Annotated in this window: 21 protein-coding genes; 9 read left to right on the top strand and 12 right to left on the bottom strand. The window is 71.3% G+C overall.

Annotated features, from left to right (window positions below; all coding sequences use genetic code 11):
- Both ABEA93_RS07990 and lpdA read right to left on the bottom strand, forming a co-directional pair.
- A partial coding sequence (locus ABEA93_RS07990) for a biotin/lipoyl-containing protein (protein ID WP_345674609.1) occupies positions 1-310 on the bottom strand: 310 nt, incomplete at its 3' end.
- A gap of 51 nt (positions 311-361) precedes the next feature.
- A complete protein-coding gene (gene lpdA / locus ABEA93_RS07985) occupies positions 362-1,750 on the bottom strand; it encodes a dihydrolipoyl dehydrogenase (RefSeq protein WP_345674627.1) in 1,389 nt (462 codons plus the stop codon).
- Positions 1,751-1,954: 204 nt separating this feature from the next.
- Between lpdA and ABEA93_RS07980 the strand changes: the two genes are divergently transcribed.
- Entirely contained in the window at positions 1,955-2,284 is a 330-nt protein-coding gene (locus ABEA93_RS07980) for a hypothetical protein (protein ID WP_345674608.1), read from the top strand.
- 112 nt (positions 2,285-2,396) lie between these two features.
- Here the strand turns inward: ABEA93_RS07980 and ABEA93_RS07975 are convergent, their stop codons facing one another.
- The 4 genes from ABEA93_RS07975 to ABEA93_RS07960 all read right to left on the bottom strand — a co-directional run bounded on the left by ABEA93_RS07975 (position 2,397) and on the right by ABEA93_RS07960 (position 7,316).
- Positions 2,397-3,905 carry a leucyl aminopeptidase gene (locus ABEA93_RS07975; protein WP_345674607.1) on the bottom strand — a complete coding sequence of 503 codons (1,509 nt, stop codon included), beginning with the start codon at positions 3,903-3,905 and terminating at the stop codon, positions 2,397-2,399.
- A 168-nt stretch (positions 3,906-4,073) separates the two neighbouring features.
- Positions 4,074-4,859 (bottom strand): adenosylcobinamide-GDP ribazoletransferase, encoded by a 786-nt coding sequence (locus ABEA93_RS07970; protein ID WP_345674606.1) that lies wholly within the window; start codon positions 4,857-4,859, stop codon positions 4,074-4,076.
- Positions 4,856-5,983, bottom strand: coding sequence for a nicotinate-nucleotide--dimethylbenzimidazole phosphoribosyltransferase (gene cobT, locus ABEA93_RS07965; protein ID WP_345674605.1), 1,128 nt, complete (start codon positions 5,981-5,983; stop codon positions 4,856-4,858). Before cobT ends, ABEA93_RS07970 begins: the two co-directional genes overlap by 4 nt.
- Positions 5,984-6,005: 22 nt before the next feature.
- Positions 6,006-7,316 (bottom strand): bifunctional adenosylcobinamide kinase/adenosylcobinamide-phosphate guanylyltransferase, encoded by a 1,311-nt coding sequence (locus tag ABEA93_RS07960; RefSeq protein ID WP_345674604.1) that lies wholly within the window; start codon positions 7,314-7,316, stop codon positions 6,006-6,008.
- Positions 7,317-7,501: 185 nt separating this feature from the next.
- Between ABEA93_RS07960 and ABEA93_RS07955 the strand changes: the two genes are divergently transcribed.
- Positions 7,502-7,705 (top strand): hypothetical protein, encoded by a 204-nt coding sequence (locus tag ABEA93_RS07955; RefSeq protein WP_345674603.1) that lies wholly within the window; start codon positions 7,502-7,504, stop codon positions 7,703-7,705.
- 125 nt (positions 7,706-7,830) lie between these two features.
- Here ABEA93_RS07955 and ABEA93_RS07950 read toward each other — a convergent pair whose 3' ends face one another.
- The 3 genes from ABEA93_RS07950 to ABEA93_RS07940 all read right to left on the bottom strand — a co-directional run bounded on the left by ABEA93_RS07950 (position 7,831) and on the right by ABEA93_RS07940 (position 10,293).
- Complete coding sequence (locus tag ABEA93_RS07950; protein ID WP_345674602.1) at positions 7,831-8,829, bottom strand: aldo/keto reductase family protein; 999 nt, start codon at positions 8,827-8,829, stop codon at positions 7,831-7,833.
- 30 nt (positions 8,830-8,859) lie between these two features.
- Entirely contained in the window at positions 8,860-9,639 is a 780-nt protein-coding gene (locus ABEA93_RS07945) for a class I SAM-dependent methyltransferase (protein ID WP_345674601.1), read from the bottom strand.
- 63 nt (positions 9,640-9,702) lie between these two features.
- Entirely contained in the window at positions 9,703-10,293 is a 591-nt protein-coding gene (locus tag ABEA93_RS07940; protein ID WP_345674600.1) for a DUF3043 domain-containing protein, read from the bottom strand.
- Positions 10,294-10,539: 246 nt separating this feature from the next.
- On the opposite strand from ABEA93_RS07940, the gene ABEA93_RS07935 reads away from it, so the two are divergent.
- Both ABEA93_RS07935 and pspAA read left to right on the top strand, forming a co-directional pair.
- The gene (locus ABEA93_RS07935; RefSeq protein ID WP_345674599.1) at positions 10,540-11,391 is read left to right on the top strand and encodes a PspA/IM30 family protein; all 852 of its coding nucleotides are present in this window, start codon (positions 10,540-10,542) and stop codon (positions 11,389-11,391) included.
- 2 nt (positions 11,392-11,393) lie between these two features.
- A complete protein-coding gene (gene pspAA / locus ABEA93_RS07930) occupies positions 11,394-11,672 on the top strand; it encodes a PspA-associated protein PspAA (protein ID WP_345674598.1) in 279 nt (92 codons plus the stop codon).
- A gap of 92 nt (positions 11,673-11,764) precedes the next feature.
- Here the strand turns inward: pspAA and nadA are convergent, their stop codons facing one another.
- Positions 11,765-12,958, bottom strand: coding sequence for a quinolinate synthase NadA (nadA, locus tag ABEA93_RS07925; protein ID WP_345674597.1), 1,194 nt, complete (start codon positions 12,956-12,958; stop codon positions 11,765-11,767).
- Between the two features lie 230 nt (positions 12,959-13,188).
- On the opposite strand from nadA, the gene ABEA93_RS07920 reads away from it, so the two are divergent.
- Complete coding sequence (locus ABEA93_RS07920; RefSeq protein WP_345674596.1) at positions 13,189-13,539, top strand: HesB/IscA family protein; 351 nt, start codon at positions 13,189-13,191, stop codon at positions 13,537-13,539.
- Between the two features lie 143 nt (positions 13,540-13,682).
- Here ABEA93_RS07920 and ABEA93_RS07915 read toward each other — a convergent pair whose 3' ends face one another.
- On the bottom strand, positions 13,683-13,901 hold the full coding sequence (locus ABEA93_RS07915) for a hypothetical protein (protein ID WP_345674595.1): 219 nt from the start codon (positions 13,899-13,901) through the stop codon (positions 13,683-13,685).
- 241 nt (positions 13,902-14,142) lie between these two features.
- Between ABEA93_RS07915 and ABEA93_RS07910 the strand changes: the two genes are divergently transcribed.
- Complete coding sequence (locus ABEA93_RS07910) at positions 14,143-15,123, top strand: carbohydrate kinase family protein (RefSeq protein WP_345674594.1); 981 nt, start codon at positions 14,143-14,145, stop codon at positions 15,121-15,123.
- Between the two features lie 79 nt (positions 15,124-15,202).
- Here the strand turns inward: ABEA93_RS07910 and ABEA93_RS07905 are convergent, their stop codons facing one another.
- Positions 15,203-16,615 (bottom strand): cysteine desulfurase/sulfurtransferase TusA family protein, encoded by a 1,413-nt coding sequence (locus ABEA93_RS07905; protein WP_345674593.1) that lies wholly within the window; start codon positions 16,613-16,615, stop codon positions 15,203-15,205.
- 234 nt (positions 16,616-16,849) lie between these two features.
- Between ABEA93_RS07905 and ctaC the strand changes: the two genes are divergently transcribed.
- From ctaC to ABEA93_RS07890, 3 genes are read left to right on the top strand one after another with little or no spacing between them, the layout of a single operon-like run.
- A complete protein-coding gene (ctaC, locus tag ABEA93_RS07900; RefSeq protein ID WP_345674592.1) occupies positions 16,850-17,737 on the top strand; it encodes an aa3-type cytochrome oxidase subunit II in 888 nt (295 codons plus the stop codon).
- The gene (ctaD, locus tag ABEA93_RS07895) at positions 17,734-19,446 is read left to right on the top strand and encodes an aa3-type cytochrome oxidase subunit I (protein ID WP_345674591.1); all 1,713 of its coding nucleotides are present in this window, start codon (positions 17,734-17,736) and stop codon (positions 19,444-19,446) included. The genes ctaC and ctaD overlap by 4 nt, the downstream gene beginning before the upstream one ends.
- On the top strand, positions 19,443-19,841 hold the full coding sequence (locus ABEA93_RS07890) for a cytochrome c oxidase subunit 4 (protein ID WP_345674590.1): 399 nt from the start codon (positions 19,443-19,445) through the stop codon (positions 19,839-19,841). The genes ctaD and ABEA93_RS07890 overlap by 4 nt, the downstream gene beginning before the upstream one ends.
- The last annotated feature ends 147 nt before the right edge of the window (positions 19,842-19,988 follow it).

Below are 19,988 nucleotides of genomic sequence, written 5' to 3'. Positions count from 1 at the left end.
CCGGGGTCGCGGCCGGCGCGGGTGCCGCGGCCGCGGCCGCCGCGGGCGCCTCCGCGGCCGGTGCGGCACCGGTGCCGTCGTCGATGATCGCGAGTTCGGCGCCCACCTCGACGGTGTCGTCCTCGGCCGCCTTGATCGACACGAGGATGCCGGAGGCCGGCGCGGGGATCTCGGTGTCGACCTTGTCGGTCGAGACCTCGAGGAGCGGCTCGTCCATCTCGACGCGCTCACCCTCCCGCTTGAGCCAGCGGGTGATGATGCCCTCCTGCACGCTCTCGCCGAGCGCGGGCAGTGTTACAGAGACCGGCATGGGGTCAGTGACTCCTTCGTACGCTTCCGGGCAAGTGACAGCAGGGGCGCGTCAGTCGTGCACGTGCAACGGCTTGCCGGCGAGCGCCAGATGCGCTTCGCCGATCGCCTCGGACTGGGACGGGTGGGGGTGGATGAGCTGCGCGACCTCGGACGGCAGCGCTTCCCAGTTGTAGATCAGCTGGGCTTCGGCGACCAGCTCGCCCATGCGGGCGCCGACCATGTGGATGCCCACGACCGGGCCGTCCTTGACCGACACCACCTTGACGGAGCCCGCCGTCTTGAGGATCTGCGACTTGCCGTTGCCGCCGAGGTTGTAGTCGATCAGGGCGACCTTGTCGGAGCCGTACCGCTCGACGGCCTGCGCCTGGGTCAGACCCACGGACGCGACCTCGGGGTCGCAGTACGTCACGCGCGGCACGCCCGCGTAGTCGATCGGCGCGACCCGCAGGCCCGCGAGGCGCTCGGCGACGAGGATGCCCTCGCCGAAGCCGACGTGCGCGAGCTGCAGGGTCGGGATGAGGTCGCCGACCGCCGAGATGGTGGGCACATTGGTCTGGCAGTACTCGTCGACCAGGACGTAGCCGCGGTCCATCGCGACGCCGGCCTCTTCGTAGCCGAGCCCGGCCGAGACCGGTCCGCGGCCGACCGCGACGAGCAGCAGCTCCGCCTCGACCTGCTTGCCGTTCTCCAGCGAGACCCGGACGCCGGCGTCGGTGTACTCGACGCCGCTGAACCGCGAGCCCAGCTCGAACTTGATGCCGCGCTTGCGGAACGCGCGCTCCAGCAGCTTGCTGCTGCTCTCGTCCTCGACCGGGACCAGGTGCGGCAGGGCCTCGACGATGGTCACGTCGACACCGAACGACTTCCAGGCGCTGGCGAACTCGACGCCGATGACGCCGCCGCCGAGGATCACCGCGGAGGCCGGCACGCGGTCCAGGACCAGCGCGTGCTCGCTGCTGATGATCCGGTTGCCGTCGATCTGCAGGCCGGGCAGCGACTTGGGCACCGAGCCGGTGGCCAGGACCACGTGCCGGCCTTCGTAGCGGACGCCGCCCACCTCGACCGCGGTCGGCGAGACCAGCCGGCCGTCGCCCTCGACCACGGTGATGCCGCGGCTCGCGATGAGCCCGGTCAGGCCCTTGAACAGGCGCGAGACCACGCCGTCCTTGTACTTGTGCACGGCCGCGATGTCGATGCCCTCGAAGACCGACTTCACGCCGAACTGGGCGCTTTCGCGGGTCTGGTCGGCCACCTCGCCGGCGTGCAGGAGGGCCTTGGTCGGGATACAGCCCTGATGGAGGCAAGTCCCGCCCAGCTTGCCCTTCTCGATCAGCGCCACCCGCATGCCGAGTTCGGCGGCTCGGAGGGCGCAGGCATAGCCGCCGCTTCCGCCTCCGAGGATCACTACGTCGAAAACGGCTCCGGCGTCGTTCGCCACTGTCACGTCCTCCTGCTGGATCTGCGTGTGCTCACCCGACGGGTACTGCCGGGTAGCACCCCCTTCTTGTGGAAGGTTCCAAGTGCCGGTACAACATCCTCCCACTTGTTGTCGGGAGGCGGGCACCTCGGGTACGCACGGCACGTTGGTCTGCTGTGTCGACTGCGCCACATGCCCGCCGGCGAAACAGATAGGGGACCGTACGTGGGATTGTTCCGACGCATCTCGCGCGGAGGCGGAGCCGGGGGCCGACGGGGCGCGCGCGGCGAGGCGGCGGCGGCCGCCGACCACCTCGCGGAGTTCGCCCGCAGCCGCCGGGGCGTCGAGGCGTACCTGGAGCCCACCACCACGGTCAGCGGCACCACGGTCGTGCTCGTCGCGGACACCGGCGAATGGACCCGGCGCCGGATCGCCGACGCCGCGGCCGGGGCGTCGCTGGCCCGCAAGCTCGGGATACCGCTGTACGAGGCCGGGATCGTCGGCTACCCGCAACGGATGCGCGAGTGGACGCAGAAGAACCGCAGCGGAAAATGACCGGGCCGGGGGTGCGCAAAACGCACCCCCGGCCCGCGCATACCGTCAGTCCGGCCGAGCGGGCGGCCCGGACGACCGGGACGACCACGACGGCTCGGACAGCCGGGACGGCTCAGATGGTGCCGTCCGCCACGTCCGCGGCGACCTGCACGAGCGTGCGCACCGCGCAGCCGGTGCCGCCCTTCGCGGTGTAGCCGGACACCTCGCCCTCGTTGTACGCCGGGCCCGCGATGTCCAGGTGCGCCCACGAGACACCCTCGGCGACGAACTCGCGCAGGAACACGCCCGCCGACAGGGCACCGCCCATGCGCTCGCCGATGTTCTTCAGGTCGGCGATCGGCGAGTCCAACGTGCGGCGCAGTTCGGCCGGGGTCGGCATCGGCCACGACGGCTCGCCGGTGCGCTCGGCGGCGGCGTGCACCGCGGAACGGAACTCGTCGTCGTTGGCGACGATGCCGAAGGTCTTGTTGCCGAGGGCGACCATCATCGCGCCGGTCAGCGTCGCGACGTCGATCAGCTTCTCCGGGCCCTCCTCGCACGCGCGGGTGATCGCGTCGGCGAGGACCAGGCGGCCTTCCGCGTCGGTGTTGAGGACCTCGACGGTGCGGCCGCCGTACATGCGCAGCACGTCGCCGGGACGGGTGGCGGTGCCCGACGGCATGTTCTCCGCCAGCGCCAGCCAGCCGGTGACGTTGACCTGGAGGCCCAGGCGGGCGATCGCGATCATCGCGCCGAGGACCGCGCCCGCGCCGGCCATGTCCATCTTCATGGTCTCGTTGGCGCCCGCCGGCTTGAGCGAGATGCCGCCCGAGTCGTAGGTGATGCCCTTGCCGACCAGCGCGATGCTGCGCTTGGCCTTCGGGTGCGTGTAGCCGAGGCGCACCAGGCGCGGGGGCTTCGCGGAGCCCTGGCCGACGCCGAGGATGCCGCCGTAGGCGCCCTTGGCGAGGGCCTTCTCGTCGGTCACCTCGACCTTGAAGCCGAAGTTCTTGCCGGCGTCGACCGCGATCGCCGCGAAGGTCTTCGGGTCGAGGTCGTTGGAGGGGGTGTTGACCAGGTCGCGGGTCTTGTTGACGCTCTCCGCGACGACCTGGCCGCGCTCGAACGCGGCCTTCACGGCCTTGTCGCGGGCCTTCGCGCCGACCAGCACGAGGTCCTTGACCGGGTCCTTGCGGCCCTCGCGTGAGTTCACGCGGTACGCCTCGAAGGTGTACGCGCCGAGCAGCGCGCCTTGGGCGACGGCCTCGACGTCCTGCGGACCGGCGTACGGCAGCGCGAGCGCGACCTTCTTCAGACCGGCCGCCACACGGGCCGCGTTGCCGCCCGCCTTGCGCAGCGTCTCGGCGCCGAAGCCCTCCTCGGGCTCCTCGCCCAGGCCGAGCGCGATGACCAGCGGCGCCTTGACGGCCGCGCCGGCCGCGGGAATCCGGGTCGTCTCGCCCTCCGCGCCGGTCGCGCCCAGCGCGGTGAGGACCGAGGCCAGCGAGCCGTCGAACGCGGCCTCGACGCCGTCGCCGCCCGCGGCGACGACCGGGCCGTCGGCGCCCTTGGCCAGACCGATGACGATGGCGTCGGCGCGGAGCGTCGCCGCCGAGCTGGTGCTCAGGCTCAGTGTGGTCACAAGTGTCCTGTTCTGTTCTCGTCGTAAATTCGCGTCGATGTTCTCGGCGGAATTGCCTGTCCGGAACTGCGGTCCTGCCGGGTGTCGCAGGCGCGCTGAGGCACCGTCAGGGGACGCTGTACGTCCCGGTGTGTGCCCCCAGCATTACATGGGCGGGTTTGCCTTGTCTCAACCCGTGGACAGGACGACGAGCGCAGCCGCCGCGGCCGTCTCCGCGAGCGCGCCGAGCACATCGCCGGTGATGCCGCCGAACCGGCGAACGGTGTGGCGCAGCAAGGCCGTTGCTGCGAGGAGCCCGACCGTGACGGCGAGTGCGCCGCGCAGCGCGCCGAGATCGGTGGCGGCGCCGAGCCCGGCGGCGGCTCCGGTCAGCAGGACGGCGGTGCCCGCTGCCGCGGCCGGCGGCAGCGTCCCGGCGACCATCGCGCCGAGCCCGTCGGGGCGGGCGCTCGGCACCGCGCGCAGGCAGCCGATCCCGATCGCCGCCCGTCCGGTGACCACCGCGATTGCGAGTGCCGCGGCGGCTTCGGCTTGGCCGTGCCCGGCCGCTCGGGTGAGTGCGGCGGCCTGCACGAGCAGGGTGAACACCAAGGCCAGCACGCCGAACGGGCCGATGTCCGAGGCCTTCATGATGCGCAGCGCGTCCGGCGCGGGCTTGCCCGAGCCGAGTCCGTCGGCGACGTCGGCGAGCCCGTCGAGGTGCAGGCCGCGGGTGAGGAGCGCGAGCGACCCGAGCGCGAGCACCGCGGCGAGCAGCGCGCCGGTGCCCGCCCACAGCGCCAAGGCCTGGACGCCCGCGGCGAGTCCGGCCAGCACGGCGCCCACGAGCGGTGCCGCGGCCATCGCCCGGCCGGCCACCCGCCGGTCCACATGCGGGAACCGGACGGGCAGGACGGACAGGGTGCCGAACGCCAAACGCAGCGCGTCGCCCGGCCCGGCCTCGCGGGAGGTCATTTCTCCAGGGAGATGTCCGGTGCGGCGGCCGGGAGTTCGTCCGCGGCCGGAGCCTCGTCGGCGGGCTTGGGCTCGTCCGCCACCGGTTCGGTCACCGGCAGTTCGGCGGCGAGCCGGGCCGCGGCCTGGACGATCGGCAGGGCGAGCAGTGCGCCGGTGCCCTCGCCGTAGCGCAGCTTGTAGTCCAGCAGCGGTTCGAGGGCCATCCGGTCGAGGGCCTTGGCGTGCGACGGCTCGGGCGTGACATGCCCGGCCAGCCACCAGTCCGGCGTCCGGTACGCCACGCGCTGCACGACCAGGCCGGCCGCCGCACTCGCGACGCCGTCCAGCACCACGGGGGTGCGCCGGATCGCGGCCTGGAGGAGGAAGCCGCTCATGGCGGCGAAGTCCGCGCCGCCGGACACCGCGAGCAGCCGCAGCGGGTCGCCGAGCACCGGCCGGGCCCGACGCAGCGCGTCGCGGATGGCCGCGCACTTGCGGATCCACGTCGCGTCGTCGATGCCCGACCCGCGGCCGATCGCGGCCGCCGCGTCGGTACCGGTCAGCGCGCCGACGAGCACCGCGGCGACGGTCGTGTTGCCGACCCCGATGTCGCCGAGGAGCAGCAGGTCGGCGCCGCCGTCGATCTCCGCGTCGGCGATCTCCATGCCGGTGCGGAACGCCTGTTCGGCCTCCGCCGGGGTGAGCGCGTCCTGCCGGTCGATGCTGCCGCCGGCTTCCCGGACCCGGTGCTTGGCGACCGCGTCGGGCAGCGTTGCGGCGTCGGCGTCGACGGCCATGTCGACCACGCGCACGCCCGCGCCGAACTGCTCGGCGAGCAGCCCGACCGCGCCGCCGCCGGCCGCGGCGTCGCGCACCGCCTCGGCGGTGTGCCCGTACGGGTGCACCGAGACCTCGCGCGCGGCCACCCCGTGGTCGCCCGCGAACACCACGACGCGCGGCCGTGCGATCGCGCGCACGGTCTCGCCGCCCTGGACGCCCGCCAGCCACACGGCGACGTCTTCCAGCCGCCCGAGGGCCCCGGCCGCGCCGGTCTGCTGCGGCAGCCGGGCCTTGAGCCGGGCACGCGCCTCGTCGTCGGGTCGTTCGACGAGCGCGGACAGGGAGTCGAGGTCGAGAGTCATCGCGGGCCAGCGTAGTGCGTGCTCAACTGCGGGCGTGCCGCGCCTTGCGGGGAAGTCCGCGCAAGGTCAGCACCTGGCCCGCGACCACCAGCAGCACCTCGTCGGACTCCTGCGCGATCGCCGCGTTCAACCGGCCCAGTTCGTCGCGGTACCGGCGGCCCGACGCGGTCGCCGGGACCACGCCGCTGCCGACCTCGTTGCTCACCGCGACCAGCGGCATGCGGCAGCCGCGCCACGCGTCGGCCAGCTCGTCGACGCGTTTGCGGACCGCGTCCCGGGCGCCGTTCGCCCAGGCGTCGTCGTCCCACGCGCCGCACTCGTCCATCGCCGCGGTCAGCCACAGCGACAGGCAGTCGACCAGGATCGGGGATTCCGCGGCGGCCAGCACGCCGGGCAGGTCCGTCGACTCGACGGTCGTCCAGCCCGCGGGGCGCCGCTCGCGGTGCGTCGTGACGCGGTCGGCCCATTCGGCGTCGCCCTCGCGGGTGCCGCCGGTCGCCACGTAGACGACGTCCGGGGCGGTCGCCAAACGCCGTTCGGCTTCGGCGGACTTGCCCGAGCGGGCGCCGCCGAGGACCAGCGTCCGGTGCGGGCGCGGCGGCTGCCGGTCGCTGTCGGCGCCAAGGCGCACGACGCCGCCGTCCGCGACGGCCCGCGCGCCCCACGCGGCGAGACGGCGCTGCAGCTCTTCGCCGGGCGGCGCGTCGTGCGACAGGTGCACGGCCAGGACGTCGGTGGCCTCGGTCACCGCGCCCTCGCGGCGCAGCGCGGCCAGGCGTTCGGGCCAGGTGACCACGTCCAACAGCACGGCGTCGTACGGGCGTCCGTCCGCCCACGCCTGCGCCGCGGCGGCCTCGGGGACCAGTGCCGAAGGTATGTAGAGCAGCCGGGCGCCTTCCGGCCCCGTCACGGCGTACGCCACCCGCCCCGGCGAACCGCCGGGCAGCACCCGCACATGGTGCGCGCCGAGGGTGAACTCCTCGCCCGCCGCCACGGTTTGCCACGGCGGCCCGCCCGCGGTCGGCGCGGGCAGCCCGGGCGGCGGACCCGACGGCGCGGCGACCGCCTCCAGCCCCGCGGCGGGCAGCCACGCCAGCGGAGCCGATTCCGCGGGCCCGGTCAGCAGCAGGTGGCGAACGCCGGTCAGCGGCCGCGCCGCCCGCGCCGCGGCATGCGCCGGAGCCGGCCCGCAGTCGATCAGCAGCGATCCGTCGACCAGCACGGAACTGGGCTCGCGCACCGCGGAACCGGTGCAGCCCAGACAGGACGCACAAGTACAGAACGGCTGGGGCCAGCCCCGCGGGCCGGCCGTGCCGAGGAACGTCAATTCCATGGTGTGCTGCGCTACTCCCGAGCGTGTTGCGTTTGAATGTCCGGAGGGTCTGTTTGGCCCCTCGGCGTCGTCAGTTGTCGGCTACTGTGCGGACCGTCGCGACGGTGCGGTGCGCGGTGATCCGCTTTGAACGCATCCGATCGGGTCCGCACGAACCCGGCGGGAACTGACTGAGGGAGCCGACGATGATGTGGCAGTGGCGGTACGAGAACGCGGACGGCACCCCGGTCCCCGGCCCCCAATCCGAGGAGTTCTCGAACCAGTCCGACGCGGAGAGCTGGCTCGGCGAGAACTGGCGCGATCTGCTCGACGCGGGCGTCGAACAAGTCAGCCTCCTGGAAGGCGACAACGTCGTCTACGCCGGCATGAGCCTGCGCGCCGCGCTCTGACCCCCGCGAGGACCACCAGGCCGCGGGATGCACATCGCGGCCCCCGCCGCGCGGACGGGGGCGGCCCGGGATTCCGGACCGCCCCCACCGCACGCGGACCTTGCGGATCGCCGGGCCGCGCGAGCCTACGGCCGCTCCGCCGGGCTGACCGTCCGCGCCGGGTCGCGCTGGACGAACGGCTCCAGGATCACGTCGATCTTGGACAGCAGCTCCTCCTCCAGCTTCACGCCCGCCGCCTTCACGTTCTCCGCGACCTGCTCCGGCCGCGACGCGCCGATGATCGCCGCCGACACGTTCGGGTTCTGCAGCACCCACGCGACCGCCAACTGCGCCATGGTCAGGCCCGCGTCGTCGGCCAGCGGACGCAGCGACTGCACCGCCGTCAGCAGGTCGTCGCTCATCATCCGGGAGATGAAGTCCTGGCCGCCCTTGGCGTCCGTGGCCCGCGAACCGGCCGGCGGCGGGTGCCCCGGACGGTACTTGCCGGACAGCACGCCCTGCGCGATCGGCGACCACACGATCTGCCCCAGCCCGAGCTCCTCCGACGCCGGCACGACCTCGGCCTCGATGACCCGCCACAGCATCGAGTACTGCGGCTGGTTCGAGATGAACGGGATCCGCAGCTCGCGCGCCAGGTCGGCACCCGCCCGGATCTGCTCCGCGTTCCACTCCGACACACCGATGTACAGCGCCTTGCCCGACCGCACCACGTCGGCGAACGCCAGCATGGTCTCCTCGATCGGCGTCGAGTGGTCGAACCGGTGCGCCTGGTACAGGTCCACGTAGTCGGTGCCCAGCCGGCGCAGCGACCCGTCGATCGACTCCATGATGTGCTTGCGCGACAGACCCCGGTCGTTGCGGCCCGGCCCGGTCGGCCAGTAGACCTTCGTGAAGATCTCCAGGCCCTCGCGCCGCTCGCCCTTCAGCGCCCGGCCCATCACCGACTCGGCACGCGTCTCCGCGTACACGTCGGCGGTGTCGAAAGTCGTGATGCCCGCGTCGAGGGCGGCACGCACGCACGCGAGCGCGGCCTCCTCCTCGACCTGGGAGCCGTGGGTCAGCCAGTTGCCGTACGCGATCTCGCTGATGACCAGACCGCTGCGGCCGAGGTGTCGGAATTCCATGCGCCCACCCTATGCCGGGCGGGCCGGAGTTCAGCGCACGGTCTTCTCGCCCACGACGTGCAGGACGCCCGCGATCGCCCGGTACGGGTCCGTGCGGCCGGCCTCTTCCTCGACCGCGATCAGGTTCTGCCACGCCTTGCCCTTGCGCGGCGGCGCCGGGTCGTCCGGACGCAGCGCGCTGAACACGCCGACGCCGTACCACGCCAGCACCGGCGCGCCGAGGTCGGCGAGCATCGTGGACAGGCCCTCGACGCTGTCCGTGCGGTTGCCTTCCGCGTTCGCCGCGACGGTGCGCGCGGCCAGCGCCTTGCGGGTCGCCGTCCACTCGCCCGCGCTGCCCGGCCGCATCGGCGCGGCGGCGCCGTTCGACGCGGTCACCGACAGCAGCCCGCCCGGGTTCAGGATGCGGGCGAGCGCCGCGAGCATCCCGTCCGGCTCGGCCAGCCCGTCCAGCACGCCGTGGCACAGCGCCAGGTCGAAGCTCCCCGGCGGGAAGTGCCGGCCGGCCTCGCTGCCGTCGCCTTCGACGAGCCGCAGCCGCGCCCGGACGTCGTCGGAGTCCGCGGCCATCTCGTCGTGCAGCGCGGTCAGCTGCAAGGTGTCCGTGCTGACCGCGGTCACCAGGTGTCCCGCACGCGCCAGCAGCAGCGACGGCGTGGCGGGCCCGCAGCCCACGTCGAGGACCTTCAGCGGGCCGCGCTCACGCAGCCGGACCAGGTGCTCGGCGAGCTGCCGCGAGGCGATCTCGCGCTGCACCTGGGTGTGCAGATCCATAGGCCAGGTGGTCGCCTCGTGCAGGGCGGTGGACATGCTGCTCCGTTGTCGGGGGACGGGGGACACAGCGGAGCCGCGCGGGACCGGCGCGGCTGCGCGTCAGGGCTTCTCGCCCCGGGCCACCTGCGGCTTGGGCAGGCGCAGGCGGCGCATCTGCAGCGACCGCATCAGCGCGTACGGCGTGCAGCCCTTCAGGTTCGCGTCCGGGAAGCGCTCGCGCAGCTGCTTCTTGAGCGTGTAGTTCAGCCGGACCGAGTCCAGGATGATCAGCGCGATCGCCGCGGCCCACCCGAGCAGCGACACGTTCTTCAGCGTCGTGCTCGGCATGATGCTCAGGATCAGGATCAGCACGGCCGACGGCAGGAAGAACTCGGCGGCGGTGAACCGCGAGTCGACGAAGTCGCGGCAGAACCGGCGCAGCGGGCCCTTGTCGCGCAGCGGCAGGCCCTTCTCGTCGCCGGTGACCAGCGCCTGGCGCTGCGCCTCGCGGTCCTCGCGGGCCCGCTGACGGGCGACCCGGGTGGCCTCCTTGCGGTCCTTCGGCGGGGTGACGCGCGTTTTGCGGTTGGCCTGGGCCTCGCTGCGCTTGGGCGTGGGGCGGCCCTTCGGGGCCTCGGGTCCGCGGACATCCTCGACGGCCTCGGCCGTCTCTTCGGGTGCGGACTCTGCCTGGGAACGACGTCTGAACACGCCTCCAGCCTACGTGCTGGGGCAAGCGGCCCGGACCGGCCCCGGCCCTGTGCGGCCGGGCCGGTCTTCCGGGGGTGCGGAGGCGGGACGGCGGCGGGTCCGGCGGCACCTTCCGAGGGTCTCGTTCGTTCTCCGACGGAGAAGCGGGCACGGCAGGTGATGGACTGCCCTCCTGCCGGAAGGTCCTTTGGCCATTTAGGCTGGCTACAGCGCATTGGCTTGCCTACGAAGGGGGCGCGCAGGGTCATGACCGGCGTTATGAAGCGGATGGCGATGATCTTCCGCGCAAAAGCCAACAAAACGCTCGACAAATACGAGGATCCGCGCGAGATGCTGGATTACTCGTACACGAAGCAGCTCGAGCTGCTGCAGAAGGTGCGCCGCGGTGTCGCCGACGTCGCCACCTCCCGCAAGCGGCTGGAGCTGCAGCTCCAGCAACTGGAGCGACAGGCGGCCAAGCACGAGGACCAGGGCCGCAAGGCGCTCTCCCTCGGCCGCGAGGACCTGGCCCGCGAGGCGCTGACCCGGCGCAGCGGCATCCAGCAGCAGATCACCGACCTGCGGGCGCAGTACGAGCAGCTCCAGTCGGAAGAGGAGAAGCTGACGCTCGCGTCGCAGCGGCTCCAGGCCCGGGTGGACGCGTTCCGGATCCGCAAGGAGACCATCAAGGCGACCTACACGGCGTCCGAGGCACAGGCCAACATCGGCGGCGCGATCGCGGGCATCTCCGAGGAGATGTCCGACGTCGGCCTCGCCATGCAGCGCGCGGAGGACAAGACCGCGCAGATGCAGGCGCGGGCGGGCGCGATCGACGAGCTGCTCGCCTCCGGGGCGCTGGACGACCCGACGGGCATGACCAAGGACGACATCACCGCGGAGCTGGAGCGGCTGTCCAGCGGGTCGGACGTCGAGCTGGAACTCATGCGCATGAAGCAGGAGCTGGGCCAAGGCCCGGCGCCGCAGGCGATCGGCGGAGCACAGCAGACCCCGGGCGGGCAGCAGGCGCTCGGTCCCGGCCAGTCGGGGCAGGTGCCCGACCCCGGGCAGCAGCAGGCCGACCCCCAGTACCACCCGCGATTCGAGAAGCACGGGGAGTAACCATGATTGTCCGGATCATGGGGGAGGGGCAGTACGAGGTCGCGGACGAGCAGGTCGCCGAGCTGAACAGGTACGACGACCGCATCGAGGCCGCGATCGCCGCGGACGACGAGAGCGCGTTCCGGGACGCCTTGGCCGCACTGCTCGACGCCGTCCGGGCGTCGGGCGCCGCGGTGCCGGACGACGTGATCGAACCGTCGCAGCTCATCCTGCCGCGCCCGGGCGCCGACGTGGACGAAGTGCGCGAGCTGCTGGGGGACGGGGGACTGATCCCGGGCTGACCCCGGTCGGCAAAGCGAACAGCCCGCGTATCCACGCGGGCTGTCGGCTTTCTCCGGGGTCTTCCGGGCTCTCCGGGTTTTCGGGGGCGCGGTTACGGCAGCGCGAGCATCTGGTCGAGCGCCTGCTTCGCGTACTTCTCGGTGTCCGCGTCGACCTGGATGCGGTTGACGACCGTGCCGTCCACCAGCGACTCCAGCGCCCACACCAGGTGCGGCAGGTCGATGCGGTTCATCGTCGAGCAGAAGCACACGGTCTTGTCGAGGAAGACGATCTGCTTGTCCGGGTGCGCCTTGGCGAGCCGGCGGACCAGGTTCAGCTCGGTGCCGATCGCCCACGCGGAGCCGGGCTCGGCGGCGTCGAGGGCCTTGATGATGTACTCCGTCGACCCGACGTAGTCGGCCGCGGTGACCACCTCGTGCCGGCACTCGGGGTGCACGAGCACGTTGACGCCCGGGATGCGGTTGCGGACGTCCTCGACCGAGGCCAGGTCGAAGCGGCCGTGCACCGAGCAGTGGCCGCGCCACAGGATCATCTTCGCGGCGCGCAGCTGCTCCGCGGTGACCCCGCCGTTCGGCTTGTGCGGGTTGTAGACGACGCAGTCGTCGAGCGAGAAGCCCATCTCCAGCACGGCGGTGTTGCGGCCGAGGTGCTGGTCGGGCATGAACAGGACCTTCTCGCCCTGCTCGAAGGCCCACTCCAGGGCGCGCTTGGCGTTGGAGGAGGTGCATATGGTGCCGTTGTGGCGGCCGGTGAACGCCTTGATGTCGGCGGACGAGTTCATGTACGACACGGGCACGGTCACGTCGGCGACGCCCGCGTCGGCCAGCACGTCCCAGCACTCTTCGACCTGGTCGTACGTCGCCATGTCGGCCATCGAGCAGCCCGCGGCCAGGTCCGGCAGGATCACCTGCTGGTGCTCCGCGGTGAGGATGTCCGCGCTCTCCGCCATGAAGTGCACGCCGCAGAAGACGATGTAGGGCGCGTCCGGCCGGGCCGCGGCCTCGCGGGCCAGCTTGAACGAGTCGCCGGTCACGTCGGCGAACTGGATGACCTCATCCCGCTGGTAGTGGTGGCCCAGGATGAAGACCGAGTCGCCGAGCTTCTCCTTGGCCGCGCGGGCGCGCGCGACGAGCGTCGGGTCCGCCGGGCTCGGCAGGTCGCCGGGACATTCCACGCCGCGCTCGCTGTACGGGTCGGATCCGCGGCCGAGCAGCAGCAGGGCGAGCGGGGTCGCTTCGACGCCCGGAGGGAGGTCGAGGTCGTTGGTCGCGGTCACGTCGCACATCCTTTTCGTCTATCTGACGTTATGGATCCTACCTTCATTGCGTCGGATTGACGAGAGTGGGGGTCGGGTACGCGACGCGGGTCACAACGGATCGCCCCGACGGCCCGTCCCGATACGTCCTGCGGTATGCGACCATGAACGAATCGGGCCTGGAATAGAAACCAGGACACCGTTCGTTGCGGACGGTGACAGCCGTATCCAGCACCGAACCACCACGTGGGAGCTTCCAGATGACGGTCAAGGACGAGACCGCGACCACTGGCGTCATCCTCACCGATGAGGCCGCGGGCAAGGTCAAGGCCCTGCTTGAGCAGGAGGGGCGCGACGACCTCGCGCTGCGCGTCCAGGTGCAGCCGGGCGGCTGTTCCGGCATGCGCTACCAGCTGTACTTCGACGAGCGGTCGCTCGACGGCGACAGCGTCCAGGAGTTCGGCGGCGTGCGTGTCGTGACCGACCGCATGAGCGTTCCGTACCTGGGCGGCGCCACCATCGACTTCGTGGACACCATCGAGAAGCAGGGCTTCACGATCGACAACCCGAACGCGGCCGGCTCCTGCGCCTGCGGCGACTCCTTCAGCTGAGCCCGGTCCCACCGGGCCCGCGCGCCGCTCCGGCGGCCGACGCGAACGCCGATGCGGCGGCGACTCGAGAGAGTCGCCGCCGCATCGGCGTGTGTGCGTCCGGTGTGCTCGGGCGGCGTGCGTGCGCCGGTCCGACGGCCGGGTCAGTCGCCGAATTCGGCGAGGCCCGCGACCAGCGCGGCACCGCGCGCCGGGACCACGACCGCGGGGGCGGTGGTCGAGAACGGCGTCGTCGGCAGCGGCTTGGTCACATGCGGGGTCGTCCACGACACGTCGATGTGCGTGCAGTCGCCGCGGAGTTCGGCCATCGACTCGGCCTCGCTCCGGGGCGGCAGGAACGAGCGCACGGGGTCTGCGGACACGTCGGACTCCTCGGGACGATTCGGTTGTTCCGGGCTTCTGGTCCCCACCCTAGGACGTACGCAGGGTGACGGCAGCATCTACCCATCGGTAGTTTCCGGCCCCCGGTGTCCCGCCCCGCGCGGGGCGGGTACAAGCACCGGGTACTGCCATCGAGTACAACGAATACCGACAGACATGCCGTGCGCCGGCCGCCTCGCGGCCGCCCGTGCGGCACCACCGCTCACCCCAGGAGCCCACGCCGTGCGCATCGCCGTGACGGGGTCGATTGCCACCGACCACCTGATGACCTTCCCCGGCCGCTTCGCGGACCAGCTCCTCCCCGAAGAGCTGCACCGGGTCTCGCTGTCGTTCCTCGTGGACACGCTCGACATCCGCCGCGGCGGATGCGCGCCCAACATCTGCTTCGGCATGGGCGTGCTCGGCCTGCGCCCGATCCTCGTCGGCGCGGCCGGCGCGGACTTCACCGACTACCGGTCCTGGCTCGACCGGCACCGCGTCGACACCCACTCGGTGCACATCTCCGAGACGCACCACACCGCGCGGTTCCTCTGCACCACCGACGAGGACCACAACCAGATCGCGTCCTTCTACACCGGCGCGATGAGCGAAGCCCGCGAGATCGAACTGCGCCCGGTCGCGGAGCGCATCGGCGGCCTCGACCTGGTGGTCATCGCGGCCAACGACCCCGAGGCGATGATCCGGCACAGCGAAGAGTGCCGCGAGCGCGGCTACACCTTCGCCGCGGACCCCTCGCAGCAGCTCGCCCGGATGGGCAAGCACGACATCCGCGGCCTCGTCGACGGCGCCGCGTACCTCTTCACCAACGAGTACGAAGCCGCCCTCATCGAGGAGAAGACCGGCTGGTCCAACGAGGAGATCCTCGACCGGGTCGGCATCCGGGTCACCACGCTCGGCGCCGACGGCGTCCGCATCGACCGCCGCGGCGAGGAGACGATCCGGGTCGCCAGCTGCGAGGAGTACCGCAAGGCCGACCCGACCGGCGTCGGCGACGCGTTCCGGGCCGGCTTCCTCGCCGGCCTCACCTGGGACCTCGGCCTCGAGCGCGCCGCGCAGGTGGGCTGCATGCTCGCCACCCTGGTCATCGAGACGGTCGGCACCCAGGAGTACGCGCTGCGCCGCGACCCCTTCCTGGAGCGTTTCGCGAAGGCCTACGGCTTCGAGGCCGCGGAAGAGGTCGGGGCGCACCTCAAGGTCGCCTGACGCCAGAACGGCGGAACGCCAGAACGGCGGAACGGCGGAACGGCAGAACGGCAGAGAAGACCGGGGCGGGCGCCCCGGGTCAGGCCCGGCGGACGAGGTACGCGACTCCGCCGGGCCCGCCCGGGCGCTCGCCCAGGTAGGTGTTCCCGGTCATCTCGCACCACGCCGGCACGTCCAGCCGGGCCGCCTCGTCGTCGGACAGCACCGCGACCACGCCGCCCTCGGGCACCTCGCCGATGTGCTTGGCCAGTTCGATGACCGGGATCGGGCAGCGGCGCCCCAGGGTGTCCAGCACCAGATCCGGCTCGCCCGCCGCCTCGTCGTGCACCCCTTCCGCCGCCGCGTGACCGCCCGGGGCCGCCGACGGCACCCCGGTCACCGCGCGCAGGTCGGCGACGATCCCCGGCAGCACCGCGAGGAACCGGTCGACCTCCGCATCCGGCGTCCCCTGCGGCAGCGACACCCGGATGTTGCCCTGCGTCAACACCCCCATCGCCGCCAGGACATGACTGGGCGTCAGAGTCGACGACGTGCACGAAGAGCCGGACGACACCGCGAAACCCGCGCGGTCCAGCGCGTGCAGCAGTGCCTCGCCGTCCACGTACAAGCAGGAAAACGTGACGATGTGCGGCAGCCGGTGCACCGGGTCGCCGACCACCTCGACGTCCGGCACCGTCTCCGGGACCCGCGTGCGGATCTTGTCGACCAGCGCGGACAGCCGCCGGTTCTCCGTGTCGTCGCCGGTGGCCACCGCACCCAGCGCGACCGCCGCGGCGACGATCGCGGGGACGTTCACGAAGCCCGGCACCCGGCGCGCCTCGCGCTCGTCGTACGGCAGCGGCGACACATACCGGGTGCCCTTGCGCACCACCAGCAGGCCGACGCCGGCCGGCCCGCCCCACTTGTGCGCGCTCGCGGCCAGTACCGACCACCCGTCCGGCACCGCGACACGCCCGACCGACTGGGCGGCGTCCACGACCAGCGGGATCCCCGCCGCGGCACACCGCTCCGCGACCTCGGACAGCGGCTGCAGCGTGCCGACTTCGTGGTTGGCGCTCTGCGCCGCGACGGCCGCGGTGTCGGGCCGCAACGCCGCGGCGAGCGCCTCGACGTCGACCCGGCCCGTGCGGTCGACCGGCGTCCGGGTGACCTCGCCGCCCTTCGCCTCGTGGAGTTCCGCGGCGTGCAGCACCGACGAGTGCTCGACCGCGCTCACCACCGCGTGCGCGCCGACCCGGCGCCGGCCGCCGAGCGTGCCGAGCAGTGCCAACTGAGCGGCCTGGGTACCCGATCCGGTGAACGACACCTCGTCCGGGCGAACCCCCAGCACGCTCGCCACGGTCTCCCGGGCGGCGTCCAGAAGCACGCCCGCGCGGCGCCCGTCGTGGTACAGCCGCGCCGGATCGGCCCAGCCTTCGTCCATCGCGCTGAGGAAAGCCGCACGTGCGGCGGGGTGCAGAGGCTCGGCGGAAGCGGCGTCGAAGTAGCTCACACAAGCGACGTTAATGCGCCGCGGCATGGTGCCGAGCACCGGCGCCTTCACCCGTTCGGACGGTGTGTCACATTCCCGTTCTCCGCGACACCCGACCTCGGCGCGCGACCCGAATACCGCTCCAGTAGGGTTGCCCCGCAGAAACATCCAAACGTGCCTGTACGACGGTCGGCATCGGGGCGAAGTTCCCCCGCAGTGACCGCCTTATGGGCGAGACATTCGGGAAGGCGCTACGTGAGTCCCTACGGCTCCGACCGCTCGCCGCGGCGCTGGATGCGGCGCAGGGTGCCGCTGCTGCTGGCTCTGGGCCTCGTCACCGCGACCGCCACCGGCTGCTCCGTCGACTCCAAGGATCTGCCCAGACTGGGTCTGCCGTCGCCTGCCACCGAGCAGGGACACCGGGTTCTCTCCCTCTGGCAGGGCTCGTGGATCGCAGCACTGGCTGTCGGCGCTGTGGTGTGGGGGCTCATCCTGTGGAGCGTCGTGTTCCACCGTCGCAGTCGCACCAAGCAGGAGATCCCGCCGCAGACCCGGTACAACCTCCCCCTGGAGGTCCTGTACACGGTGATCCCCGGCATCATCATCGCGGTCTTCTTCTACTTCACCGCGCGTGACGAGACCAAGCTGCAAGAGACGACGAAGAAGACGGACCCGGCGTACACGCAGGTCAACGTCATCGAGGTCGTCGGTTACCAGTGGCAGTGGGCGTTCAACTACAAGGACGGCCCGATGAACAAGACCGGCGCGGTCTACGACATCGGTTCGACCAAGAACATTCCCACGCTCTGGCTTCCGCAGGGCCAGAAGGTTCAGTTCGAACTGAACTCGCCCGACGTGATCCACTCGTTCTGGGTGCCGGCGTTCCTCTACAAGCAGGACATCATCCCCGGCAAGACGAACAAGTTCGAGATCACGCCGGAGGTCCTCGGCGAGTACGACGGCAAGTGCGCGGAACTGTGCGGCGCCGACCACTCCCGGATGCTCTTCAAGGTGAAGATCGTGACGCCGGAGGAGTACCAGAAGCACCTGGCCGAGCTGAAGGTGGCCGGTCAGGACGGGGCGGTGCGCAGCAAGATCAACATGCCTGCCATCCCCGAGCACACCCCGGGAAGTGAGAAGTGACCATCCTCAACGAGCCGCAGGCTGCGGCGGTCGGCACAGCAGGGGTGCGTCGCAAGTCCCCCGGCAACGCCGTGGTCAAGTGGATGACGACCACCGACCACAAGACCATCGGCAGCCTGTACCTCATCACGTCGTTCGTCTTCTTCTGCATCGGCGGTGTGCTGGCGCTCTTCATGCGCGCCGAGCTGGCCCGTCCGGGCACGCAGATCATGTCGAACGAGCAGTTCAACCAGGCGTTCACGATGCACGGCACGATCATGCTGCTGATGTTCGCGACGCCGCTGTTCGCCGGTTTCACGAACTGGATCATGCCGCTGCAGATCGGCGCGCCCGACGTGGCGTTCCCGCGGCTGAACATGTTCGCCTACTGGCTCTACCTGTTCGGCTCGATCATCGCGGTCGCCGGCTTCCTCACCCCGCAGGGTGCGGCGGACTTCGGCTGGTTCGCGTACGCCCCGCTGTCGGACTCGGTCCGCTCGCCGGGCATCGGCGCCGACATGTGGATCATGGGCCTGGCGATGTCGGGCTTCGGCACCATCCTCGGTGCGGTCAACTTCATCACGACGATCATCGCGATGCGGGCGCCCGGCCTGACGATGTTCCGCATGTCGATCTTCTGCTGGAACGTCCTGCTGACCTCGATCCTGGTCCTCATGGCGTTCCCGGTCCTCGCGGCCGCGCTGTTCGCCCTGGAGGCGGACCGGAAGTTCGGCACCCATATCTTCGATCCGGCAAACGGCGGACCGATTTTGTGGCAGCACCTCTTCTGGTTCTTCGGCCATCCAGAGGTGTACATCATCGCCCTGCCGTTCTTCGGCATCGTCTCGGAAGTCATCCCGGTCTTCGCCCGCAAGCCGATGTTCGGCTACAAGGGCCTGATCGGCGCGACGATCGCGATCGCCGGTCTCTCGGTGACGGTGTGGGCGCACCACATGTTCGTGACCGGTTCGGTGATGCTGCCGTTCTTCTCGTTCATGACGTTCCTCATCGCGGTGCCCACCGGTGTGAAGTTCTTCAACTGGATCGGCACGATGTGGCGAGGGTCGCTGTCCTTCGAGACGCCGATGCTCTGGACGATCGGCTTCCTGGTCACCTTCGTCTTCGGTGGTCTGACCGGCGTCATCCTCGCGTCGCCGCCGCTCGACTTCCACGTGTCCGACTCGTACTTCGTGGTGGCGCACTTCCACTACGTGGTGTTCGGCACCGTCGTGTTCGCGATGTTCGCCGGCTTCCACTTCTGGTGGCCGAAGTTCACCGGCAAGATGCTCGACGAGCGCCTCGGCAAGATCACGTTCTGGACGCTGTTCATCGGCTTCCACACGACGTTCCTCGTCCAGCACTGGCTGGGTGCCGAGGGCATGCCGCGCCGCTACGCCGACTACCTCGCGTCGGACGGCTTCACGTCGCTGAACATGGTCTCGACGATCGGCTCGTTCCTGCTCGGCCTGTCGATCCTGCCCTTCCTGTACAACGTGTGGAAGACGCACAAGTACGGCAAGAAGGTCACGGTGGACGACCCGTGGGGCTACGGCCGTTCGCTCGAATGGGCGACGTCCTGCCCGCCGCCGCGGCACAACTTCACCTCGATGCCGCGCATCCGTTCGGAATCCCCGGCGTTCGACCTCCACCACCCGGAGATCGCGGCCCTGGACTACCTGGGTGCCGAGCCGCAGGCCGCCGTCCAGGCGGGCAAGGAGAGTGAGCGGTGAAGTTCACCGGTGCACTGATGACGCTGGTCGCGCTCTTCCTCCTCCCGGTGACCATCATCTACTGGGTGCTGTCGGAAGACCCGACCGGAACGACCGCGCTGGCGCTGGCGTTCGGTCTGTCGATCATGATCGGCTACTACCTCTGGTTCACCGCGCGGCGCAGTGATCTGCTCCCGCAGGACAACGAGGACGGCGACGTCGCGGACGACGCCGGGGAACTGGGCTTCTTCAGCCCGCACAGCTGGGCTCCGCTGCAGCTCGCGGTCGGCGGCTCGCTGTTCTTCCTGGGCATCATCTTCGGCTGGTGGCTCTGCTTCTTCGCCGCGCCGCTCGTGGCCATCGGGCTCTTCGCCTGGGTCTTCGAGTACTACCGGGGCGAGAACCAGAACCAGTGACTCCGCGGGTCCCGCACCGCACGGTGCGGGACGCCGCAGCAGGTCGGCGAAGGCCGGTCACCCATCTGGGTGGCCGGCCTTCGGCGTTCGGGTCACTCTTGGACACATCGGACCTTGCCGCCGGGCTGCCGCCCGGCCGGAAGGCGG

The organism is Yinghuangia aomiensis, from assembly GCF_039542225.1.
In the GTDB taxonomy this organism is placed as follows: Bacteria; Actinomycetota; Actinomycetes; order Streptomycetales; family Streptomycetaceae; genus Yinghuangia; species Yinghuangia aomiensis.
The sequence above is the reverse complement of the archived record's forward strand: the minus strand, read 5'-3'. Positions and strand labels throughout refer to the sequence as shown.

Coding starts and splice junctions, on each gene's coding strand:
- ABEA93_RS07955 (WP_345674603.1), top strand. CDS start 7,502: ATGATGTGGCAGTGGCGGTACGAGAACGCGGACGGCACCCCGGTCCCC.
- cobT (WP_345674605.1), bottom strand. CDS start 5,983: ATGACTCTCGACCTCGACTCCCTGTCCGCGCTCGTCGAACGACCCGAC.
- nadA (WP_345674597.1), bottom strand. CDS start 12,958: ATGTGCGACGTGACCGCGACCAACGACCTCGACCTCCCTCCGGGCGTC.
- ABEA93_RS07960 (WP_345674604.1), bottom strand. CDS start 7,316: ATGGAATTGACGTTCCTCGGCACGGCCGGCCCGCGGGGCTGGCCCCAG.
- ABEA93_RS07945 (WP_345674601.1), bottom strand. CDS start 9,639: ATGTCCACCGCCCTGCACGAGGCGACCACCTGGCCTATGGATCTGCAC.
- ABEA93_RS07920 (WP_345674596.1), top strand. CDS start 13,189: ATGACGGTCAAGGACGAGACCGCGACCACTGGCGTCATCCTCACCGAT.
- ABEA93_RS07950 (WP_345674602.1), bottom strand. CDS start 8,829: ATGGAATTCCGACACCTCGGCCGCAGCGGTCTGGTCATCAGCGAGATC.
- ABEA93_RS07970 (WP_345674606.1), bottom strand. CDS start 4,859: ATGACCTCCCGCGAGGCCGGGCCGGGCGACGCGCTGCGTTTGGCGTTC.
- ABEA93_RS07935 (WP_345674599.1), top strand. CDS start 10,540: ATGACCGGCGTTATGAAGCGGATGGCGATGATCTTCCGCGCAAAAGCC.
- pspAA (WP_345674598.1), top strand. CDS start 11,394: ATGATTGTCCGGATCATGGGGGAGGGGCAGTACGAGGTCGCGGACGAG.